Below are 18891 nucleotides of genomic sequence, written 5' to 3'. Positions count from 1 at the left end.
TTTCAAATTAAATATGATAGAGTCTTACCTAACAACATAGATCACTTATATAGAACTTACTATTAAATCTGGAATAGACAATTTCTCATTAATTCCAAATTGGGTATCAAAGTTTAGAAAATTTGGAAAAGAAGACCTTGTAATACAACAAGGGAGACACTTTGAAATGAAATCTAAAAATAATAAAAACAATAGAATTTCTCAGATAAATAAAAATGATGCTGACAGAATCAAAGAACTGGAACAACAAGTTTTATCTCTGAAAGTAGAGAATGAATATTTAAAAGAATTGAGGAGATTGCATCTAAAGGAAAGACAAAAAAATAAATCATAAAAATAATACACAATCTCCGAGGATCCTTTTAATAAAAAGATATTCTTGCAGTGCTTAAATTTCCCAAATCAACATAATATGTATTGGCAAAAAAGATTTAATAGAGATAGTCTGGATAAAAAATAGAAAAAGAAATTTTAACGATAAGAGAAAAACATGAAAACTTTGGATATAGAAGAATTTATGGTGAACTTAAAAAACTAGGATTGAAGATAAATAAAAAGAAGGTACAGAGACTTGTACAAAAACTTAAACTTCAAGTAATATCATTTACTAGAAAAAGTAGAAAATATAGTTCATACAAAGGTAAAGTTGGTAAAATAGCAAAAAACAAACTAAATAGACGATTTAACACCAGTATAATTCATCAAAAAATAACCACAGACGCAACAGAATTCAAATACTATAAACGTGACAAGAATTGAAATCCTCAAATTAAAAAGTTGTATTTTGATCCATTTATTTACTTATGTAACTTGGAGATATTAAGCTATGGAATATCTGAAAGACCATCAACAGAGAATATAATGGTTTCTCTGAAAGAAACTATTAAAATAACATCTGATTGTAAGTATAGAAGAACATTTCATTCAGACCAAGGTTGGGCATATCAGATGAAAGCCTATGTAAAAAAGCTGAAGGAAAATGGAATAATACAAAGCATGTCTAGAAAAGATAATTATCTGGATAATTCTCCTATGGAAAATTTCTTTGGAATAATGAAGCAAGAAATGTTCTATGGAGAAAAATTTGAATCAGCAGATAAATTGATTAAAGAAATAAAAGAATATATTAGATGGTATAATGAAGATAGGATTAAAAAAAATTTAAACGGACCGTCACCTGTAAAATACAGATTACAATCCGTCTAATTAAATATTATTTTTGTCTGTGTTTATGGGTTCACAACAATTGCTGATTTTTTTTTAGTTCTACAATTTATGGTGTTGGTGAAAGAAAATTAAAAACTTCTAGCTTTTCATCAACACTAATTAAAAAAACTATTTAAACTCTTAGCTTATCCAAGTAGTTTTTCATACACATTTTTTGTAAACTTATTATAATTAATATAATATTAGTAAATTTTTATTCAATAAATATTTTATTCTTTTCCTAAAGCTTCAGGGGATCGGGATTTAGATTTTGCTCCTACTAAAACAATTAATGTAACAATGTACGGGAGCATCTCTATAAATTGATTTGGTATTTTAAAATCTGTCAAGTAAAATCTGAAGGCTTGTGCTATAGAAAATATCAAGCTCGCTATTAACGACCCAATTGGATTCCATCCTCCAAATATATTGGCTGCCATCCCCATAAAACCACGACCCGCAACCATATCTTTAACAAAAATATCATTTAGCGATATTGATAAATAAGATCCTGCTATTCCTGCTATCATACCACTAATTATAACTGACCAATATTTATATTTAGCAACATTTATACCAGCTGTTTCAACAGATTTTGGAAAATCCCCTATTCCTCTATATCTTAATCCTATTTTTGTTTTATAAATAATAATAAACGCTACTATACCTATAATAATTGTAAGATACAGGTGAATAGACTGATTATCAAACAAAACTCCTATAATTGGTATTTTGTTTAGTATTGGTATAGTAACAGAAGGAAGTACTTTTACACTTACACTCATACCTTCATTATTCCATATCATTTTTAATAAAACTGCTGTTAATCCACTTGCAAATAGATTTATTCCTACTCCCATTACTGATTGATGAGCTTTAAGTTTTATGCAAAAAAATGCATGTAGTAACCCCATCATAGCTCCTACAAACATTGCTAGTAATAAACCAACAAATGGGTTGTTGAAAAAATAACTACCAGCTGCTCCAGCAAAAGCTCCCATTAACATCATACCTTCCAGCCCTAAGTTAATCATTCCCCCACGTTCTGATATTGTTCCAGCTAAAGCTGCTAGTGCAATAGGTACAAAAACTTGAAGAACAATAATTAAGAAATCTTCAATAATAACCATTATATATTCACCCGCTTTCCAGTCTTAATCAAACTAAATAATTTAGGTGCAGCAACAAAAATAATTACTAAACTTTGTATTACTATTGTAATATTAGTTGAAATTGAAGTTGTCATAGACATATACATCGAACCAGCGTTTAACATACCAAAAAGCAAAGCAGTAAAAATAATTGCTATTGGATGATTTCTACCTAATATAGAAACTGCAATTCCTGTAAATCCATAAGATGGAGAAAAACTTTCTCTAAATCTACCTATATTTCCACTAATTTCCGTTATACCAGCCAATGAAGACATGGCACCACAAATAAACATAGTTAAAATAATTATAAATGTTACATTTATTCCTGCCGCCTCTGCTGCTGTTCTATTCTTACCAACAGTTCTAATTTTATATCCTATATTTGTCTTCCATAAAAAAATATAGATCAAAACAATGGTTATTAGTGCAATGACTATTGTATTTCCTAGTAGACTATCCGAAGTATATCTATTTATTTGTGCAGATGCTGGAATCGGATTAGTATGTGCTTCCATTCCTTCTCCTTTGAAAGGTCCATTGACTAAATAAGATGTAAAGAGAGTAGCTATATAGTTTAACATAATACATACTATTACCTCATTAATTCCTTTTTTCGCCTTTAATAACCCCGGTATCGCTCCCCATAAACCACCACACAACATTCCAATAAAAAATCCAATAGGTAGCATTATTATTTTAGGTAAATTAGGAAATAGTAATGTAAATATTACAAATCCCATCGCTCCTATATACAACTGTCCTTCCGCTCCTATATTTAACATACCTCCTTGTTGACCAACAGCAACTGCCAATCCTGTAAACATCAAGGGAATGCTCATAGCAATCGTATTAAAAATAGCACGTTGATCTCCAAATGCACCTTTAAATAATGCCGAAAAAGCTTTTATTGGAGAATAATCCATGAAATAAATTATAAATGAACCAACAAGAAAAGCTAATAAAATTGCTAAGAAAGAACTAAGTATGTCCTGTAAAGGTAGTTTTTTAAAAAATATTTTTATTGAATTATTTTTCTTTTTATTTTCCATCACTATTTTCTCCTCTTACCTTTTCTAAATCTTCTCCAGCCATAAGTAAACCTATGTTTTCCCTTGATAAGACTCCATTTGCAATTTTCGCTTTAAACTTTCCTTCATATAAAACAGCAATAGTATCACTTAAGTTCATCACTTCTGAAAGTTCTGCAGATATTAATAATATCGCTTTACCTTCTCTTTTTAAATCCATTAAAGTTTTATGTACAAATTCAATCGCACCAATATCAAGTCCTCTGACAGGCTGAGCTGCAATAATTAAACTAGGATTCATTCCAACTTCTCTACTAAGTATTGTCTTCTGCTGATTACCTCCTGATAATTGTCCTATTTTATCTTTAGATGATAAGGCTTTTATTCTAAATAGATTTATCATTTTTTCTGAATGTTCAATTAGTTTATCCATCTTTATAAATAATTTTTTAACAAATTTATCATTGTCTTGATAACCTAACAGATAATTTTCTGTTAATGAGAAATCCTCTACCATCCCTCTTTTATGTCTATCTGATGGAATGTATCCTATTCCCATATTTTTTCTATTTTTAACATCAAATTTAGATATATTTTTTGATAAAAATTCAATCTTTGCATCAGGATTAGCTTCTCGCAATCCAACTATAAATTCCTCTAGTTCAAGCTGTCCATTGCCCTCAACACCTGCAATCCCAAAAATTTCTCCTTCTCTAATAGAAAAACTAACTTTACCTTCCTTACCTTTCAATAGTTGAAGATTTTCAATGGATAAGACTTCTTTACCAAATTCTATATCTTCATTATTCATTACTGACTCTATAGTTCTTCCAACCATATATTCTGCTAAAATCATTGGATTAACTTCTTTAGTCTCAACTGTAGCTATGTTTTTTCCCTTTCTTAAAATAGTAACTCGATCTGCAATTTCCATAGTTTCATTTAATTTATGAGTAATGAAAATAATAGTTTTTCCATCGGATTTTAGCAAATATAAAATTTTAAATAACTCTTCAACTTCTTGAGGAGTTAAAACTGCTGTTGGTTCATCAAGAATAATTATATCCGCGCCACGATAAAGAGTTTTTATAATTTCAACTCTTTGTTTAGTTCCTACTGAAAGATTTTCTACTTTTTCATCTACATCTATTTGGAAGTTATATTTTTCTATTAGATCGATTATAATTCGTCTAGAATCTTCATAATCAATAAAGAAAGATCCTCGCTCTTTTCCCAATATTATATTTTCAAGTACTGTCATTCTTTCAATTAGCATAAAGTGTTGATGTACCATACCAACTCCTTTATGAAAAGCATCCTTGGGATTTTGAATTTCACTTTTTTCTCCATTAATTAATATTTCTCCACTATCTGGATGATATAGACCAAACAGAATATTCATAAGTGTGGTTTTTCCTGTACCATTTTCTCCTAATAAACAGTGGACTTCATTTTTAAAAACTTTGAAAGTAATATCTTCATTTGCCACTACTTGTCCAAATGTTTTAGTTATATTTTTCATTTCAATAGCATATTTCACTTAAGTCCCCCCCTAATAATCAAGGAAGATAATTTATCTTCCTTGATTAAAATAAATTATTAAATAATTATTTGGAATAGCTATTATCATTTACAAAAGAAGATACTTCATCAAGAGTTTCAGGAACAATTATTTCACCTGATATTATTTGTTCTTTAATTTTCTCTACTTGATCTATAATTTCCTGAGAAGTTTCTATATTACTATCCTCAACAGTATATCCTACACCATTTTCTTTTAATCCTAAGTAATGTACCCCTGCTTGAAAATCATCCTCCATAACTTCTTTAATACATCTATAAGCTGATTCATCCGCTTTTTTTAGCATACTTGCCATTATAGTATCTGGGTCAATACTATTTTGGTTTGTATTTACTCCTACCGCTAATATACCTTGCTCTTTTGCAGATTGAAAAACGCCTAAACCTGAAGCTCCTGCAGCATGATAAACTACTTTTGCCCCTTTTTGTTCCATAGTATTTGTAATTACTTTAGCCGTTGATGGATCTTGAAAACCCCCAACATAATCAGCCAAAACTTTATTATCTTTATTTATATAACGAACTCCTGATTCATATCCTGCTAAAAACTTGTTTATTAATGGATTATTTACACCACCAACAAATCCAAAAATATTACTTCCTTCTACTGAATCTGCGGATAACGCTACCAAAGTTCCTATTAAAAATGATGCTTCTTCCTCTTTAGAAACATAACTGGCCACATTAGGAAGATCTAAATCTGCATCTATCATAGCAAATTTTTGTTCCGGATACTTACCTGCAATTTTTTCTACTACATCTGATTGTTCTTGCCCTACAGCAATTATTAAATCAAAATCTCCACTACTTGCCATAGTTTCTTGAGCATTTTCCTGATCAGAACTTGTATCTGGTTCAACTTCAGTAAAAGTTATAGACAGATCTTTTTCAGCACGTTTTAAACCTGTTTGAACAACATCATTAAAAGAATTTCCTCCTAATTTTGCTTTTGTATAAATAACCCCTATATTTCCTTTAACTTCATTTGTTTTCTTATCTTCTTTTTTATCATTTCCAGAACAACCCACCAATAAAGTAATCATTATTATACTTAAACATATTAAAAATCTTTTTTTCATTGTTTTATTCCTCTTTCTAATTTAAAATTTTGAATTTTTATCACTTTTAATGATTTGACGCATTCCTTCTATACCAGCTCTAATAACATAATCCTCTAAATCGTAACTGTCTCCTGGCTCTTGACCCTCAAAACTTTTTGCATTAGTTGCACTTACTAGCATACTAGCAGTACGAATTCCTAAAGCAGCACCTACCGCAAATAATATCGAGCACTCCATACTCGTTGTAGTTGCCCCACCTCTTATATATTCATCCCATTTTCTTATTAATGTATTAGAAACAGGACTTCTTTCTGGATTGGTTTGAGAATAGAAAGAATCTTTAGTAATACTAACATCTGTATGATATTTTATTTTTTGTGAATCTAACGAATTTGTTAATATTTTTAATATTTCAAAGTTTGGTACTGCAGGAAACTCAACGGGTAAATAATGACTACTTGTTCCTTCCATTTTTACTGCACCAGATGGTACAACAATATCACCTTTTTTTACTTTAGGACTCATTGAAGCACAAGTCCCTATTCTAATCATAGTATCAACACCTATTGCACTTAATTCTTCAATTGCTATTGCTGCAGAAGGTCCACCAATCCCTGTACTAGTAACCGCAACCAATTCTCCATCTAAAGTTCCTATAAACGTTCTATATTCTCGATTAAATGCAATTTCCTTAGCATTATCAAAATATTTCGCAATTTTTTCTGTTCTTTCTGGACTTCCTGGAAGAAAAACATACTTTCCAACTTCACCTTTTTTTATTCCAATATGCATCATTTTTTTATTATCCATTTTTTACCTCTTTTTTAAAATCATTTTTATTTATAACTCTCTACATTACTAAATCTCTTTTTATCCATATAAGATTTGTAAAGCTGAACTTGTACCAAGACGTTGACATCCAATCTCTATGAAAGATACTAAATCACTTTTTGTTTTAATCCCACCAGATGCTTTTATTTTCACATTTGGACCAATATGATTTTTTAATAATATGATATCTTTAATTGTAGCCCCCGCTGTTCCAAACCCAGTAGAAGTTTTAATATAATCCGCTCCACCATCTGTAACACATTTACACAATTGAATTTTTTCATTTTCTTCTAAATAGCATGTTTCAATAATTACCTTTAATATTTTACTCCCTACCGCTTCTTTCATCTTAGTTATTTCATATGTAATCTTGTCGTAATCCCTATTTTTCACATCTCCTATATTAATAACCATATCCAATTCTTCAGCACCTTTTAATATTGCATTTTTTGCTGAGAAAACTTTTGTTTCCAAATTATCATAACCTAATGGAAAACCTAATACAGTACATATGACGATATCGTTTCCATAATCTTTAGCTGCCTTTTCAACATATGTTGGCGGAATACAAGCACTAGCCATATTATAATCTCTAGTTTCCTCACATATCTTTTTTATTTGTTCCCAAGTTGAAACTGCTTTTAAAAGAGTATGATCCACATATTTTAAAATTTCATTATTCTTCATATTACCTCCTATTTTTATTATTTTATCATATTAACACCATTATGATAATTTGTCAACATTTTTTGTTTTTTTATTTACATAATGCTATTTAAATGTTATTATATATAACAAACATATAAATATTTACTATAATTAAAATAATGGAAGTGAATAATTTGGGCAAAAAAGAAGAAAGGTTAATGGCTTTTATAGATATTTTAAAAATTAAAAATTATATACCTATTCGAGATCTAGCTAATATGTTAAAAGTATCTGAAATGACTATTAGACGTGATTTGAAAATTTTAGAAAGTCAAAATATAGTAAAGAATATAGATGGTGTTATTATTTATGATCCAATGGATTCTTCTTTAAGAGAAGAATCCCAATACGATTTCAATGCTGAATTAGATAAACAATTTAAGAAAAAATCCAATATAGGAAAATATGCCGCTTCTTTAATAGAAGATGGGGACATAATAATGATTGATACAGGAACAACTACTCAACATATTATCTCAAATATAAATCCAAGTATTAATATTACTGCCTTAAGTTATAATATCAACATCTTAACTGAACTAAGAAAAAATCCAAATATAAAAAATCCAAATATAAAGATATTATTTGCAGGTGGATATTACTATCCTAACACTCAAATGTTTGCTAGTGTACAGGGAGTAAAATTCATTGAAGGAATAAGAGCTACAAAAGCCTTTCTTTCAGCTGCTGGTGTTCATGAGGAATTAGGCTTAACCTGTAGAAACTCCTATGAAGTGGCTACAAAAAAAGCAGTAATAAATAGTTCCATAAAAAGAATTCTACTTGTTGACTCTACTAAATTTGGAGTTATTAGATCGGAATATTTTTGTGATCTTGATGATATTGATGAAATAGTGACAGATTCTAAAATTTCAGAAGAATGGAAAAATTTGTTAAAAGAAAAAAATATAAAGTTACATATATGTAATTAATAACGGAGGAAAATATGTTTAATAGAATACATGTATTGGTAATGGATTCCGTCGGTATTGGAGAAGCACCTGACGCTGCTAATTTTCAAGATGAAGGTTCCAATACTCTTGGAAATATAGCTAAAACTGTTAATTTAAAAATCCCTAATCTTGAAAAAATGGGAATTGGAGGAATAACCCCACTAAAGAATGTTAAAAATATCACTTCGCCAAAATGTTACGCTGGAAAATTAACTGAAATTTCATCAGGAAAAGATACAATGACTGGACATTGGGAATTAATGGGACTACTAACCTCAACACCTTTTCCTACATATCCAAATGGATTTAATACAGAATTATTAAATAAAATTTCCAATTATTCTAAACGCTCCATTGTATGTAATAAACCATATAGTGGAACTAAGGTATTAGAAGACTATGGTGAAGAACAAATGGAAACCGGCGCTTTAATAGTATATACATCAGCTGATCCTGTCTTACAAATAGCAGCCCACGAAGAAATAATTCCCCTAGAAGAACTTTATGATATTTGTCAATATACAAGATCCATAACACTAGAAGAACCTAATTTAATTGGACGAATAATAGCTAGACCCTATATTGGAACACCTGGTAATTTTATAAGGACTTCCAATAGACATGATTACGCTGTTTCCCCTCATGGTAAAACTGTACTGGATACCCTCAAAGAAAATGGATTTGATGTTTACGCTATAGGAAAAATAAATGATATTTTTAATGGACAAGGTATTACTAAATCCACTCCAAGCACAAGTAATATGGATGGAGTAGATAAATTTATAGAAACATTGAAAATTAAATTTACAGGAATTACTTTTACAAATTTAGTAGATTTTGATTCAATGTATGGTCATCGTAGAAATCCTGAAGGATATGCAAAAGCTCTTGAGGAATTTGATTCCCGCTTACCTGAGATCATTAGCAATCTGACAGATGACGATCTTTTTATTGTAACTGCTGACCATGGTAACGACCCTACATTTAAAGGAACAGACCATACAAGAGAATATGTCCCTTTTATAGCTTATTCACCTAAATTTAATAATGGTGAAATTTTACCAGTAGGAAATTTTTCTGACATTGCAACAATTATCTCCAACAACTTTAAATTAAACGACAATTTTACAAATTATGAAAATACTATTTACAATCATTTATTTTCAAGTTAATATTAAAAAACAAAAAATCAGCAAAATTGCTGATTTTTTTAATTCTCTTTTGCAGATTGCAATTCGTACATTTTCTTATAAACACCATTTAAACTAATTAGTTTATCATGGGAGCCTTGCTCTATTATTCTACCCTTATCCAATACAACTATATTATCTGCATTTTTTATTGTTGATAGTCTATGGGCAATTAAGAATGTTGTTCTTCCTTTTTTTAGCTCCTCTATTCCCTTTTGAATAATAGTTTCTGTTTCACTGTCAATATTTGCAGTGGCTTCATCCAAAACAAGTATTGAAGGATTTTTTGCCAAAGCTCTCGCAAAGGAAATAAGCTGTCTTTCCCCTGCTGAAAAGGAATTCCCATCTTCCTTTACTTCTGTATAAATCCCCTTTGGATGTCTATCCAATATAATTTTTCCTCCAACTTTCATTAAGGCATTTAAGGCATCTTCTTCTGTCATTTTATCATCATTTAAGTTTATATTACTAAATATTGTTCCTGTAAATAGAAATGGGTCCTGTAAAACTATTGCAATATTTCTTCTTAAATCCTCTTGATTAAGTTGAGAAATATCTACACCATCAATTAAGATTTTTCCTTTTTGTGTATTGTAGAAATTTAAAAGCAAATTCATCATAGTGCTTTTACCGGAGCCGGTATGTCCAACAAAAGCTATGGTCTCTCCAGGTTTTACTTTAATATTAATATCCTTTAATACATATTCTTCATCTTTATAGTAAAATGAAACATCCTTAAATTCTATATCTCCACTAATATTTTCTAATTTTTCTTTTCTTTCAGGAATTATTTCAATTTGTAATAATTCAAATATATGATCTGCTGCTCCGTAGGATGTTTCTAAATTTCCTATTCTTTGAATAGCATTATTTAAATTTGCAAATATTTTTGTAAAATAGTCTACAAATAAATATATTATTCCAATATTTACAGCAAATGCTCCTGTAATAGAACCATAACCAAAATAAAGTAAAACCCCACCTAGTGTTAAATATTGTAATGTTTGGGTTGCATTAAATGAATTATAGGCATAAAGCTTTGTTAAATTTAACATGTTTTTATATATTTTATTATTTACTCCAGTAAATTCATCAAGTATTTTATCTTCTTGATTAAAAGACTGAATTATTTCCATTCCCTGTATGTTTTCATTTAAATTTGCATTTAAATCACTTAAAAGCCTTCTACCTTTTTTATTAATAGATGAAGCCTTATTAATAAAATCCTTAAATAAAAGATAAACTATTGGTAGTATTATTAAAGTTGATAATGTAAATTTAAAATCCAGTGAAAATAAGGCAATATATAAAACTAAAATATATACACCACAAGTTATTAAATCACTTAATACAATTTGGAACAAAACCTTAACTGCCTTAGTGTCGTTTGTAATTCTTGAAACTACTTTTCCGGCAGGTAATTCATCGAAATATGAAATTGGTAATTTTTGCACATGTTTATATACATCTCTTTGCATAAAAAGAGCAATTTTATTTGCAGCTTTTTTCCAAAAAATATCTACTAAAATACTTAGTAACTCCTCCAAATATTAACAATAAAAAATAAAATGCAACAAGAAAAGAAAAAACTCTTATAGATTTTGCACCTATCCCTTGGGCTATTTCCCTATTTAATATTCTGGAAATTATAAGTGGACCACCTAAATCCGCTAAAAGAGTAAATAAGGTAAAAAGCATACCTATGGAAAGATTTTTAATTTGTAATAATGTATAATTTGATAATTTATTTATGACAAATTTACGCTTTTTCTTTGATTTTATCCTGTTTATTTTTAAATTATTCTCCATTTTCTTCACCTTTTAACTGTTGGTGTATAAACTGCTCCCTATACCAACCATCTTTCATAAATAACTCTTCATGGGTTCCTTGCTCTATTATTTTCCCGTTATCTAAAACAATAATTAAATCCGCGTGTTGAACTGCTGAAAGTCTGTGAGCAGTTATAATATTTGTTTTATTTTTCCTATATTCCTTTAAGTTTTTCAAAATCTTTTGTTCCGTATTTGCATCAACAGCTGACAAACTATCATCTAAAATAAGAATTTCCGGCTCTTTAATTAATGCTCTTGCTATTGATATCCTTTGTTTTTGTCCTCCGGAAAGAGAAACTCCCCTTTCTCCGGCCATTGTATTAAGTCCTTGGGGCAGTTGTGACAAATCCTTTTTAAAATCTGCTAACTCAACAACTTTTTCTACATCTTCATGGGTCTTAGAACTGTCGGAAAATTTTATATTATCCTCTATGGTTTTAGAAAATACAATATGTCTTTGAGGAACATAGCCTATTTTTTCCCGTAAACTTCTGGTATTTAAATCTTCAATGTAATTTTTACCAACTTTTAAACTTTTTTCTTTAAGGTTATACATTTTTAAGAGCTGTTTTACTAAAGTTGTTTTTCCTGAACCGGTTTTCCCAACAACTCCTAAGGATTGTCCATTTTTTAAAACAAAGCTAATATTATCTAAAACCTTATATTTAGATGTAGGATAATAGAAATCCAAATTATTAAATTCTATATTTCCCTTTCCTTCATATATAATTGCATTTTCATTATCTATTAAATCCTCTTTATAATTTAAAACCTCATTTATCCTATCCATTGATGCACTTGCTTGCTCTGCTATTGTCGCAAAATCACCTAAGGCAAACATTGGCCAAACTAACATATTTATATAAAGAGTAGCTGAGACTAAGTTTCCTATTGTAAGGTCATTAACCCCTATTAAATAAGTCCCATAAATTATTGTAATTACCATACTAAGTCCTGGAATAACCCTACTAATAAATCCATAAATACTTGCAACCTTTACAAGATTCATATTTTTTTCATAATAATCTAAACATTCCTCTTCAAATTCCTTTGTTTGACTTTTCTCTAAGGTATAACTTCTTACTACTCTTACACCGGAAATATTTTCTAGGACTATATCGTTTAATCGGTCAAAACTTCTTTGTACTTGTTCAAATCTTGCATATAATATTGTTTCAATTTTTTTAGTAGCATAAAAAAGTAAAGGTAGTGGCAAGATTGAAACAATAGTTAGTTTAAAACTAACAGAAAATGCCATTACAATTAAAATTGCTAAAGGATAGAGTGTAGCATCTGAAAAAGCCATCATTCCATAGCCGGCAAACTCAGAAATCATACTTACATCATTTGTCGCTTTTCCCATTAAAGAACCGGTTGTATTTTTTTCAAAGAATTTTGGACTTTGTCTTAAATATTTTTTCATAAGTCTAAATCTAGTTACTCTTTCTATTTCGTCAGATGCTTTAAAAATATAATAGGACCAAATATAGTTAGAACCATAATGTACCAAAACTACAACAACTAAAATAGCAACTAAAGTATATAATTTTTCTAAAGTTAAAGTTTTACTGCTAATGTCATCTAAAATAATCCCTAATAATCTTGGAGGAATTATTATTAATATATTTGAAATTATCATAGTTATTAAAACTAAAATATAATATTTTTTATAATACTTTATAAACCAAGATAGTTTATTAAAAATCTTAAACATAAATCACCTCAATATAATTATTTGCACACAAAAAACACACCCAAATACTTAGGTGTGCTTCTAAAGTAAATGGAGACAGTCCTCTCCATTAATATTCAGTAAAAAATTTAATAATTAAATTTAATGATTTATGGAGAGGTATTTAAATTCATTTGTAAAAAAACTATTATTTCCCATCGTTCTAACTCTATTATTATTTGTAATAATCATTTTGCTTAAATTAATCATTTTTTTACCTCTCTTTCTTTAATATTTACTAATTCAATGTAACATAGTGAAAATATATTGTCAAGAAAACTATAAATATATTGCATAAATATGTAAAGTATATGAATATTGTTATACTTTAAAGATTATTTTTATATAATTTTTAAAATAAACAAAAGCTTTTTATCTTTTATTCACTTCTTTTATCCTAAATCTTTTTAAATGTTAAAACACTTCCTGGATTGTGTTTAATAACTAAAAAAATTTACTTAAATTAAAAGATTTATCAACATTTTAAAAACCCCCAAATCCTTGTCCGGACTTAGGGGTTCAGTTCATTTTCCAAGCTGTTCTTATAATTTATCTATTCTTTTCATCTAAGGCTTCCTTTAAAGTATGCCATGCCAGTACTGCACATTTTACCCTTGCCGGCATTGTAGAAATATTTTTAAACACTACTGCTTCTTCTAATTCTTCTTCAAGAAGCTCCTCATCTGTAACTTCTCCTCTTATCATATTTAAAAATAAATCCAGTTTTTTATAAGCCTCTTCTACTGTTTTTCCTTTTATATCATCTATCATAATCGAAGTAGATGCTTGGCTTATTGCACAACCTATTCCTGTATAAGCCGCATCTTTTACAATCCCATCTTCTATATTTAATCTTAGAGTAATATCGTCACCGCAGCTAGGATTATGACCTCTTTCCTCCATAGTGTAGGGATTTAATTCCCTCTTATTTCTAGTGTCTTGGTTATGTTCCAGTATTACTTCAGAATATAGTTGATTAAGCTCCATATCCCATAACCCCCCTAACCGTCTTTAATTTTTCTATAAAATATTTTGCTTCGTCAATATCGTTATAAAAATATGGACTAATTCTATTTGATGCCGGTATTCCCAAATATTTCCCTAAAGGTTGGGCACAATGATGACCTGACCTTATGGCTATTCCATAGGAGTCCATTATTGTTGCAACATCATGAGGATGAACACCATCTATAGTAAAGGCTATTACTCCATATTTTTCTTTATAATCCTTACTGCCTATTATATTTACTTCCGGAATTTTAATCATTTCCTCTAGTAAATACCTCATTAGTATTCTATTATTTTCCTCTATAAAGTCATATCCTACTTTATTTATATATTCTATGGCAGCTCTTAAGGAAACAGCTCCCTCTACATTTTGTGTACCTGCCTCAAATTTAAATGGCAATTCTGCAAATGTTGTGGTTTGTTCTTCAACATATTCAATCATATCACCACCTAGAATAAATGGTTCCATACTTTTAAGAATATCTCTTTTACCGTATAAAACTCCAATTCCTAAGGATGACAGCATCTTATGACCTGAAAATGTATAGAAATCACATCCAATTTCTTGAACATCTACCTTTACATGAGGAACTCCTTGAGCTCCATCAACTATTGTTATAGCTCCTACTTCTTTTGCCCTTTTTATTAGTTCTTCAACAGGTAATTTCATTCCTAAAACATTACTTATATGAGAAAAGGAAACTATTTTTGTATTCTCATCTATTTTTTTATAGTCCTCTTCTAATAATTTTCCAGTTTCCTTATTAATGTAAATATATTCTACTATAGCTCCTGTTTTTTTAGCCACTCTTTGCCAAGGAACAATATTGGAATGATGTTCTGCTATTGTTAAAACTATTTTATCGCCTTTTTTTAATCTAGGCTCTGCAAAAGATCTTGCAATTAAATTTATAGATTCACTACCGTTTTTAGTATAAATAATATTTTCTACATCTTCTGCATTTATAAATTTTCTTACTCTTTCTTTTGATTTTTCATAGTCCTCTGTAGCCTTTACAGATAATATATGTGCTGATCTATGGGGATTACCATTTGAATTCGTATTATATTCATAAACAGCATCTAATACTGTCTTAGGTTTTTGAGAAGTTGCTGCATTATCAAAATAAATTAATTTTTTCCCATTAAAATCTTTATTTAATATAGGAAAATCCTTCTTATATTTATTCATAACTCCTCCTAGACTTTTTCAAGTTTTTTGTCTAAGGTATCAATAACGAAATCCCTTAATTCCATATTTTTAATTTCATCGATTATTGGTCTAAAGGAACCCTCTACTATCATTTTTTTAGCTTCTTTTTCAGAAAAACCCCTACTCATTATATAGAAAAGAATATTTTCATCAACCTGTCCTGCACTTGCTGCATGGTTGCCTATTACATCATCTTCTCCTGCAAGAAGAATGGGAATAGCAAAGGATTTAACCTTGTCATTTAAAAGAATTACTTTTTCCTCTTCATCACCGGTTGATTGGGAACTTCCCTTTATAAAATCCAAAGTGCCTCTAAAATATTTTTTAGCCTGGTCTTTTAATGCTCCTTTTACTATAAAATCACCATTGGCATTTTTACCATAAAATCTAATATTATTATAAATATCAGTTAGTGACTTTCCTTCCCCAATATAAATTGTTTTTAAATCCGCCTTACTATTATCTCCAATTAAATCTGTAACAAAATGATAGAGACTTTCTTCCCCACCAAGATTTACTGTTAAATACTTTACTTCTCCATTTTCTTCAACTTGACTATATCTATGTTCAATGTGTCTAATTTCACCTTGTCTTTGAACCTTTACTATATTAATTTTAGAATTTTTTTCTGCCTTAATTCTTGTTAAAACATTAGTGTAGGCATTTTTATAATCTCCACTATAATCCATTGTTATTTGAATATTGGAATTTTCTTTACCATAAATGGAAATATCGCCTATTAAAACCGGATTAGCTTCGTTGGTTTTTAAATCTAGGTAAATGTCTAAATTTTCACCACTTTTAGCAAAAATATATTTCTTATAATTAGCAATTTCTAAAACTTCTTCTAAGGACTCTTTACTAGCCCCTACAAAATCATCTTTTATCTTAATTTCTTCTGCCATTGGAATATCAGAAACATTGTCCTTTCCGACTTTTACAGTGTTATAATTATATTCTGTTTTATTTATATTTAAATCATCTAGTAAAATATGATTAGCTTTTGTCCACCTAAAGGTTGTTACCGGAAGTTCATTATATATTGTCATATTATCCTCCTAACCTATTGTCCCTTTTAACTCAAGATTTATTAAGTTGTTCATTTCAACAGAGTATTCTAAAGGTAGTTCCTTAGAAATCGGCTCGGCAAATCCTCTAACTACCATGGATTTTGCTTCGTCTTCACTAATACCCCTGCTCATTAGGTAAAAGATTGTTTCATCGGAAATTCTACCTATTGTAGCCTCATGACCAATATCTACATCATCATTTTCTATAATAATAACCGGTACAGTGTCTGAGCGGGATTCATTATCTAGCATTAGTGATTCACAATTAGTAGTTGCCTTTGCCCCTCTTGCCTCCGGTGTAATTTTTAATAAACCTCTGTAGGTAGCAATACCACCTGATTTTGAAATTGATTTTGAGTTTACATTAGAACTTGTATTTGGAGCAGCCATAACAACTTTTGTTCCGGTATCTAAGTTTTGTCCTTCACCTGCAAAAGTAATACCTGTAAATTCAGATTTTGACCCTTCACCTCTTAAAATACTCATTGGATACAAATAGGAAACCTTTGAACCAAAAGAACCGCTTACCCATTCAATTGTTCCATTTTTATCGACTAAGGCCCTTTTAGTATTTAAATTAAACATATTTTTTGACCAATTTTCTATAGTGGAATATCTTAAATAGGCATCTTCTTTTACATGAAGTTCTACACAGCCTGCATGTAAATTATTTACATTGTATTTAGGTGCAGAACAACCTTCTATAAAATGAACAGACGCTCCCTTTTCTACTATAATTAAGGTATGTTCAAATTGTCCTGTACCCGGCGCATTTTGTCTGAAATAGGATTGAATTGGAATATCTACATGAACTCCTTCCGGAACATATACAAAAGAACCACCTGACCAAACAGCTCCATGTAAGGCTGCAAATTTATGATCTGTTGGTGGAACAAGCTTCATAAAATATTCCCTAATAATATCTTCATGTTCTCTTACAGCTGTTTCAAAATCCGTATAAATAACACCTTTTTTTATTAAATTTTCCTGAATACTATGGTAAACTACCTCAGAATCATATTGAGCTCCAACTCCTGCTAAAGATTTTTGGTCTGCTTCTACAATTCCCAAACTATCAAAAGTATTTTTTATGTCATCCGGTACATCATCCCAAGAATAATTTAAACCGGATTTAGGTTTAACATAAGTTACAATATTGTCCATATCCAGTTCTGAAATATCGGCACCCCATGTTGGAATGTCCAATTTGTTATAAATTTCTAAAGATTTTAAACGAAAGTCAAGCATCCATTCCGGTTCATTTTTTTGAGCTGAAATCTCCCTAATAATTTCAGGAGTTAATCCAGCATTAGTTTTATAATCATAGGTAAATTCATTTTTAATGTCATAAATTTCCCTGTCTATATTTTCAACTTGAGTTTTTTCAATTTGTGCCATTATTCCACTTCCTTTTTATAAGCATCGAATCCGTTTTTCTCAATATCCAATGCTAAAGACATATCCCCTGACTTTACAATTTCCCCATCAACAAATACATGAACAAAATCAGGTTTAATTTTTTCAAGCAGTTTTATTTGGTGGGTAATAATTACAATAGCATTTTCTTCACTGTGAAAATCATTTATACCTTGGGAAACTATTCTTATTGCATCAACGTCAAGTCCAGAATCTGTCTCGTCTAAAAATGCTAAGGTAGGATTTAAAATAGACATTTGTAAAATTTCATTTTTCTTTCTTTCGCCACCACTAAATCCAACATTTAAATATCTACTTGCATAATCAGGGTTCATTTCAAGTTTTCCCATACTGGATTTTAGCTCCCTTTTAAAGGGCATAACCCTTTGGGTTTCACCTGTAACTGCAGTTTTTGCAGTTTTAAGGAAATTCTCTACAGTTATACCAGGAACTTCAATAGGCGCTTGAAATGACATAAATATTCCTTCCCTTGCCCTTTCATCTACTGCCAAATCATTTATTAATTTATCTTTAAAATAAATTTCGCCTTCAGAAATATCATATATGGGATTTCCCATAATTGCATTGGCAAAAGTAGTTTTACCGGCTCCATTTGGTCCCATAAAAACATGAATTTCTCCAGAATTAATTCTTAAATCTATGCCTTTTAAAATTACTTTATCTTCAACTTGAACTTTCAAGTTCTTAACATTTAATATTTCTTTCACTTCTTCCTCCTATTTTATATCCTATACAATCTATAGGTTATCTTAACGAAAACAATTCCGAGTATTTTAGTAGGCTATTGAGATAAAAAATATAAGTCTATAAAACACCCAGTAACTTATTATATAATATTTTTTAAAATTGTTAAATAGCTAAACAAAAAAACCAAGTCTAACAATAA

19 protein-coding genes are annotated in these 18891 nt (G+C 29.5%); 5 read left to right on the top strand and 14 right to left on the bottom strand.

What is annotated here, in order from left to right; genetic code table 11:
* Positions 1 to 166 precede the first annotated feature (166 nt).
* From JFY71_RS08035 to JFY71_RS08030, 3 genes are all read left to right on the top strand, one after another.
* The gene (locus JFY71_RS08035) at positions 167 to 334 is read left to right on the top strand and encodes a hypothetical protein (RefSeq protein WP_243660292.1); all 168 of its coding nucleotides are present in this window, start codon (positions 167 to 169) and stop codon (positions 332 to 334) included.
* Between the two features lie 122 nt (positions 335 to 456).
* Entirely contained in the window at positions 457 to 759 is a 303-nt protein-coding gene (locus JFY71_RS12195; RefSeq protein ID WP_420846439.1) for an IS3 family transposase, read from the top strand.
* An 18-nt stretch (positions 760 to 777) separates the two neighbouring features.
* Positions 778 to 1206: an IS3 family transposase gene (locus tag JFY71_RS08030; protein WP_338041863.1), complete on the top strand. Its 429-nt coding sequence runs from the start codon at positions 778 to 780 to the stop codon at positions 1204 to 1206.
* Positions 1207 to 1436: 230 nt separating this feature from the next.
* Here the strand turns inward: JFY71_RS08030 and JFY71_RS08025 are convergent, their stop codons facing one another.
* From JFY71_RS08025 to deoC, 6 genes are all read right to left on the bottom strand, one after another.
* Positions 1437 to 2336, bottom strand: a complete 900-nt coding sequence (locus JFY71_RS08025; protein ID WP_243660290.1) for an ABC transporter permease — start codon at positions 2334 to 2336, stop codon at positions 1437 to 1439.
* Positions 2336 to 3409 carry an ABC transporter permease gene (locus JFY71_RS08020; RefSeq protein ID WP_243662153.1) on the bottom strand — a complete coding sequence of 358 codons (1074 nt, stop codon included), beginning with the start codon at positions 3407 to 3409 and terminating at the stop codon, positions 2336 to 2338. The genes JFY71_RS08025 and JFY71_RS08020 overlap by 1 nt, the downstream gene beginning before the upstream one ends.
* Positions 3399 to 4928, bottom strand: a complete 1530-nt coding sequence (locus JFY71_RS08015; RefSeq protein ID WP_243660289.1) for an ABC transporter ATP-binding protein — start codon at positions 4926 to 4928, stop codon at positions 3399 to 3401. Before JFY71_RS08015 ends, JFY71_RS08020 begins: the two co-directional genes overlap by 11 nt.
* Before the next feature lie 67 nt (positions 4929 to 4995).
* A complete protein-coding gene (locus tag JFY71_RS08010) occupies positions 4996 to 6048 on the bottom strand; it encodes a BMP family lipoprotein (protein ID WP_243660288.1) in 1053 nt (350 codons plus the stop codon).
* 21 nt (positions 6049 to 6069) lie between these two features.
* Complete coding sequence (locus JFY71_RS08005) at positions 6070 to 6840, bottom strand: nucleoside phosphorylase (protein WP_243660287.1); 771 nt, start codon at positions 6838 to 6840, stop codon at positions 6070 to 6072.
* Between the two features lie 60 nt (positions 6841 to 6900).
* On the bottom strand, positions 6901 to 7548 hold the full coding sequence (gene deoC, locus JFY71_RS08000; RefSeq protein ID WP_243660286.1) for a deoxyribose-phosphate aldolase: 648 nt from the start codon (positions 7546 to 7548) through the stop codon (positions 6901 to 6903).
* 155 nt (positions 7549 to 7703) lie between these two features.
* Between deoC and JFY71_RS07995 the strand changes: the two genes are divergently transcribed.
* Positions 7704 to 8501 carry a DeoR/GlpR family DNA-binding transcription regulator gene (locus tag JFY71_RS07995; RefSeq protein ID WP_243660285.1) on the top strand — a complete coding sequence of 266 codons (798 nt, stop codon included), beginning with the start codon at positions 7704 to 7706 and terminating at the stop codon, positions 8499 to 8501.
* A 14-nt stretch (positions 8502 to 8515) separates the two neighbouring features.
* Positions 8516 to 9694, top strand: a complete 1179-nt coding sequence (locus tag JFY71_RS07990; protein ID WP_243660284.1) for a phosphopentomutase — start codon at positions 8516 to 8518, stop codon at positions 9692 to 9694.
* A gap of 38 nt (positions 9695 to 9732) precedes the next feature.
* On the opposite strand, the gene JFY71_RS07985 is transcribed toward JFY71_RS07990, so the two are convergent.
* From JFY71_RS07985 to sufC, 8 genes are all read right to left on the bottom strand, one after another.
* Positions 9733 to 11190, bottom strand: coding sequence for an ABC transporter ATP-binding protein (locus JFY71_RS07985; RefSeq protein WP_243662152.1), 1458 nt, complete (start codon positions 11188 to 11190; stop codon positions 9733 to 9735).
* A 13-nt stretch (positions 11191 to 11203) separates the two neighbouring features.
* Entirely contained in the window at positions 11204 to 11521 is a 318-nt protein-coding gene (locus JFY71_RS07980) for a 6TM ABC transporter family protein (RefSeq protein ID WP_243660283.1), read from the bottom strand.
* The gene (locus JFY71_RS07975; protein ID WP_243660282.1) at positions 11511 to 13259 is read right to left on the bottom strand and encodes an ABC transporter ATP-binding protein; all 1749 of its coding nucleotides are present in this window, start codon (positions 13257 to 13259) and stop codon (positions 11511 to 11513) included. The genes JFY71_RS07980 and JFY71_RS07975 overlap by 11 nt, the downstream gene beginning before the upstream one ends.
* A 567-nt stretch (positions 13260 to 13826) precedes the next feature.
* Positions 13827 to 14264 (bottom strand): Fe-S cluster assembly sulfur transfer protein SufU, encoded by a 438-nt coding sequence (sufU, locus tag JFY71_RS07970; RefSeq protein WP_243660281.1) that lies wholly within the window; start codon positions 14262 to 14264, stop codon positions 13827 to 13829.
* A complete protein-coding gene (locus tag JFY71_RS07965) occupies positions 14254 to 15477 on the bottom strand; it encodes a SufS family cysteine desulfurase (RefSeq protein WP_243660280.1) in 1224 nt (407 codons plus the stop codon). Before JFY71_RS07965 ends, sufU begins: the two co-directional genes overlap by 11 nt.
* An 8-nt stretch (positions 15478 to 15485) precedes the next feature.
* The gene (locus JFY71_RS07960) at positions 15486 to 16547 is read right to left on the bottom strand and encodes a SufB/SufD family protein (RefSeq protein WP_243660279.1); all 1062 of its coding nucleotides are present in this window, start codon (positions 16545 to 16547) and stop codon (positions 15486 to 15488) included.
* Between the two features lie 9 nt (positions 16548 to 16556).
* Complete coding sequence (gene sufB / locus JFY71_RS07955) at positions 16557 to 17966, bottom strand: Fe-S cluster assembly protein SufB (RefSeq protein WP_243660278.1); 1410 nt, start codon at positions 17964 to 17966, stop codon at positions 16557 to 16559.
* The gene (gene sufC / locus JFY71_RS07950; RefSeq protein ID WP_243660277.1) at positions 17966 to 18712 is read right to left on the bottom strand and encodes a Fe-S cluster assembly ATPase SufC; all 747 of its coding nucleotides are present in this window, start codon (positions 18710 to 18712) and stop codon (positions 17966 to 17968) included. The genes sufB and sufC overlap by 1 nt, the downstream gene beginning before the upstream one ends.
* Positions 18713 to 18891 lie beyond the last annotated feature (179 nt).

Source organism: Miniphocaeibacter halophilus, assembly GCF_016458825.1.
Taxonomy (GTDB): domain Bacteria; phylum Bacillota; class Clostridia; order Tissierellales; family Peptoniphilaceae; genus Miniphocaeibacter; species Miniphocaeibacter halophilus.
Note: the sequence above shows the minus strand (reverse complement) of the source record. Positions and strands in the feature narration are given on the sequence as shown.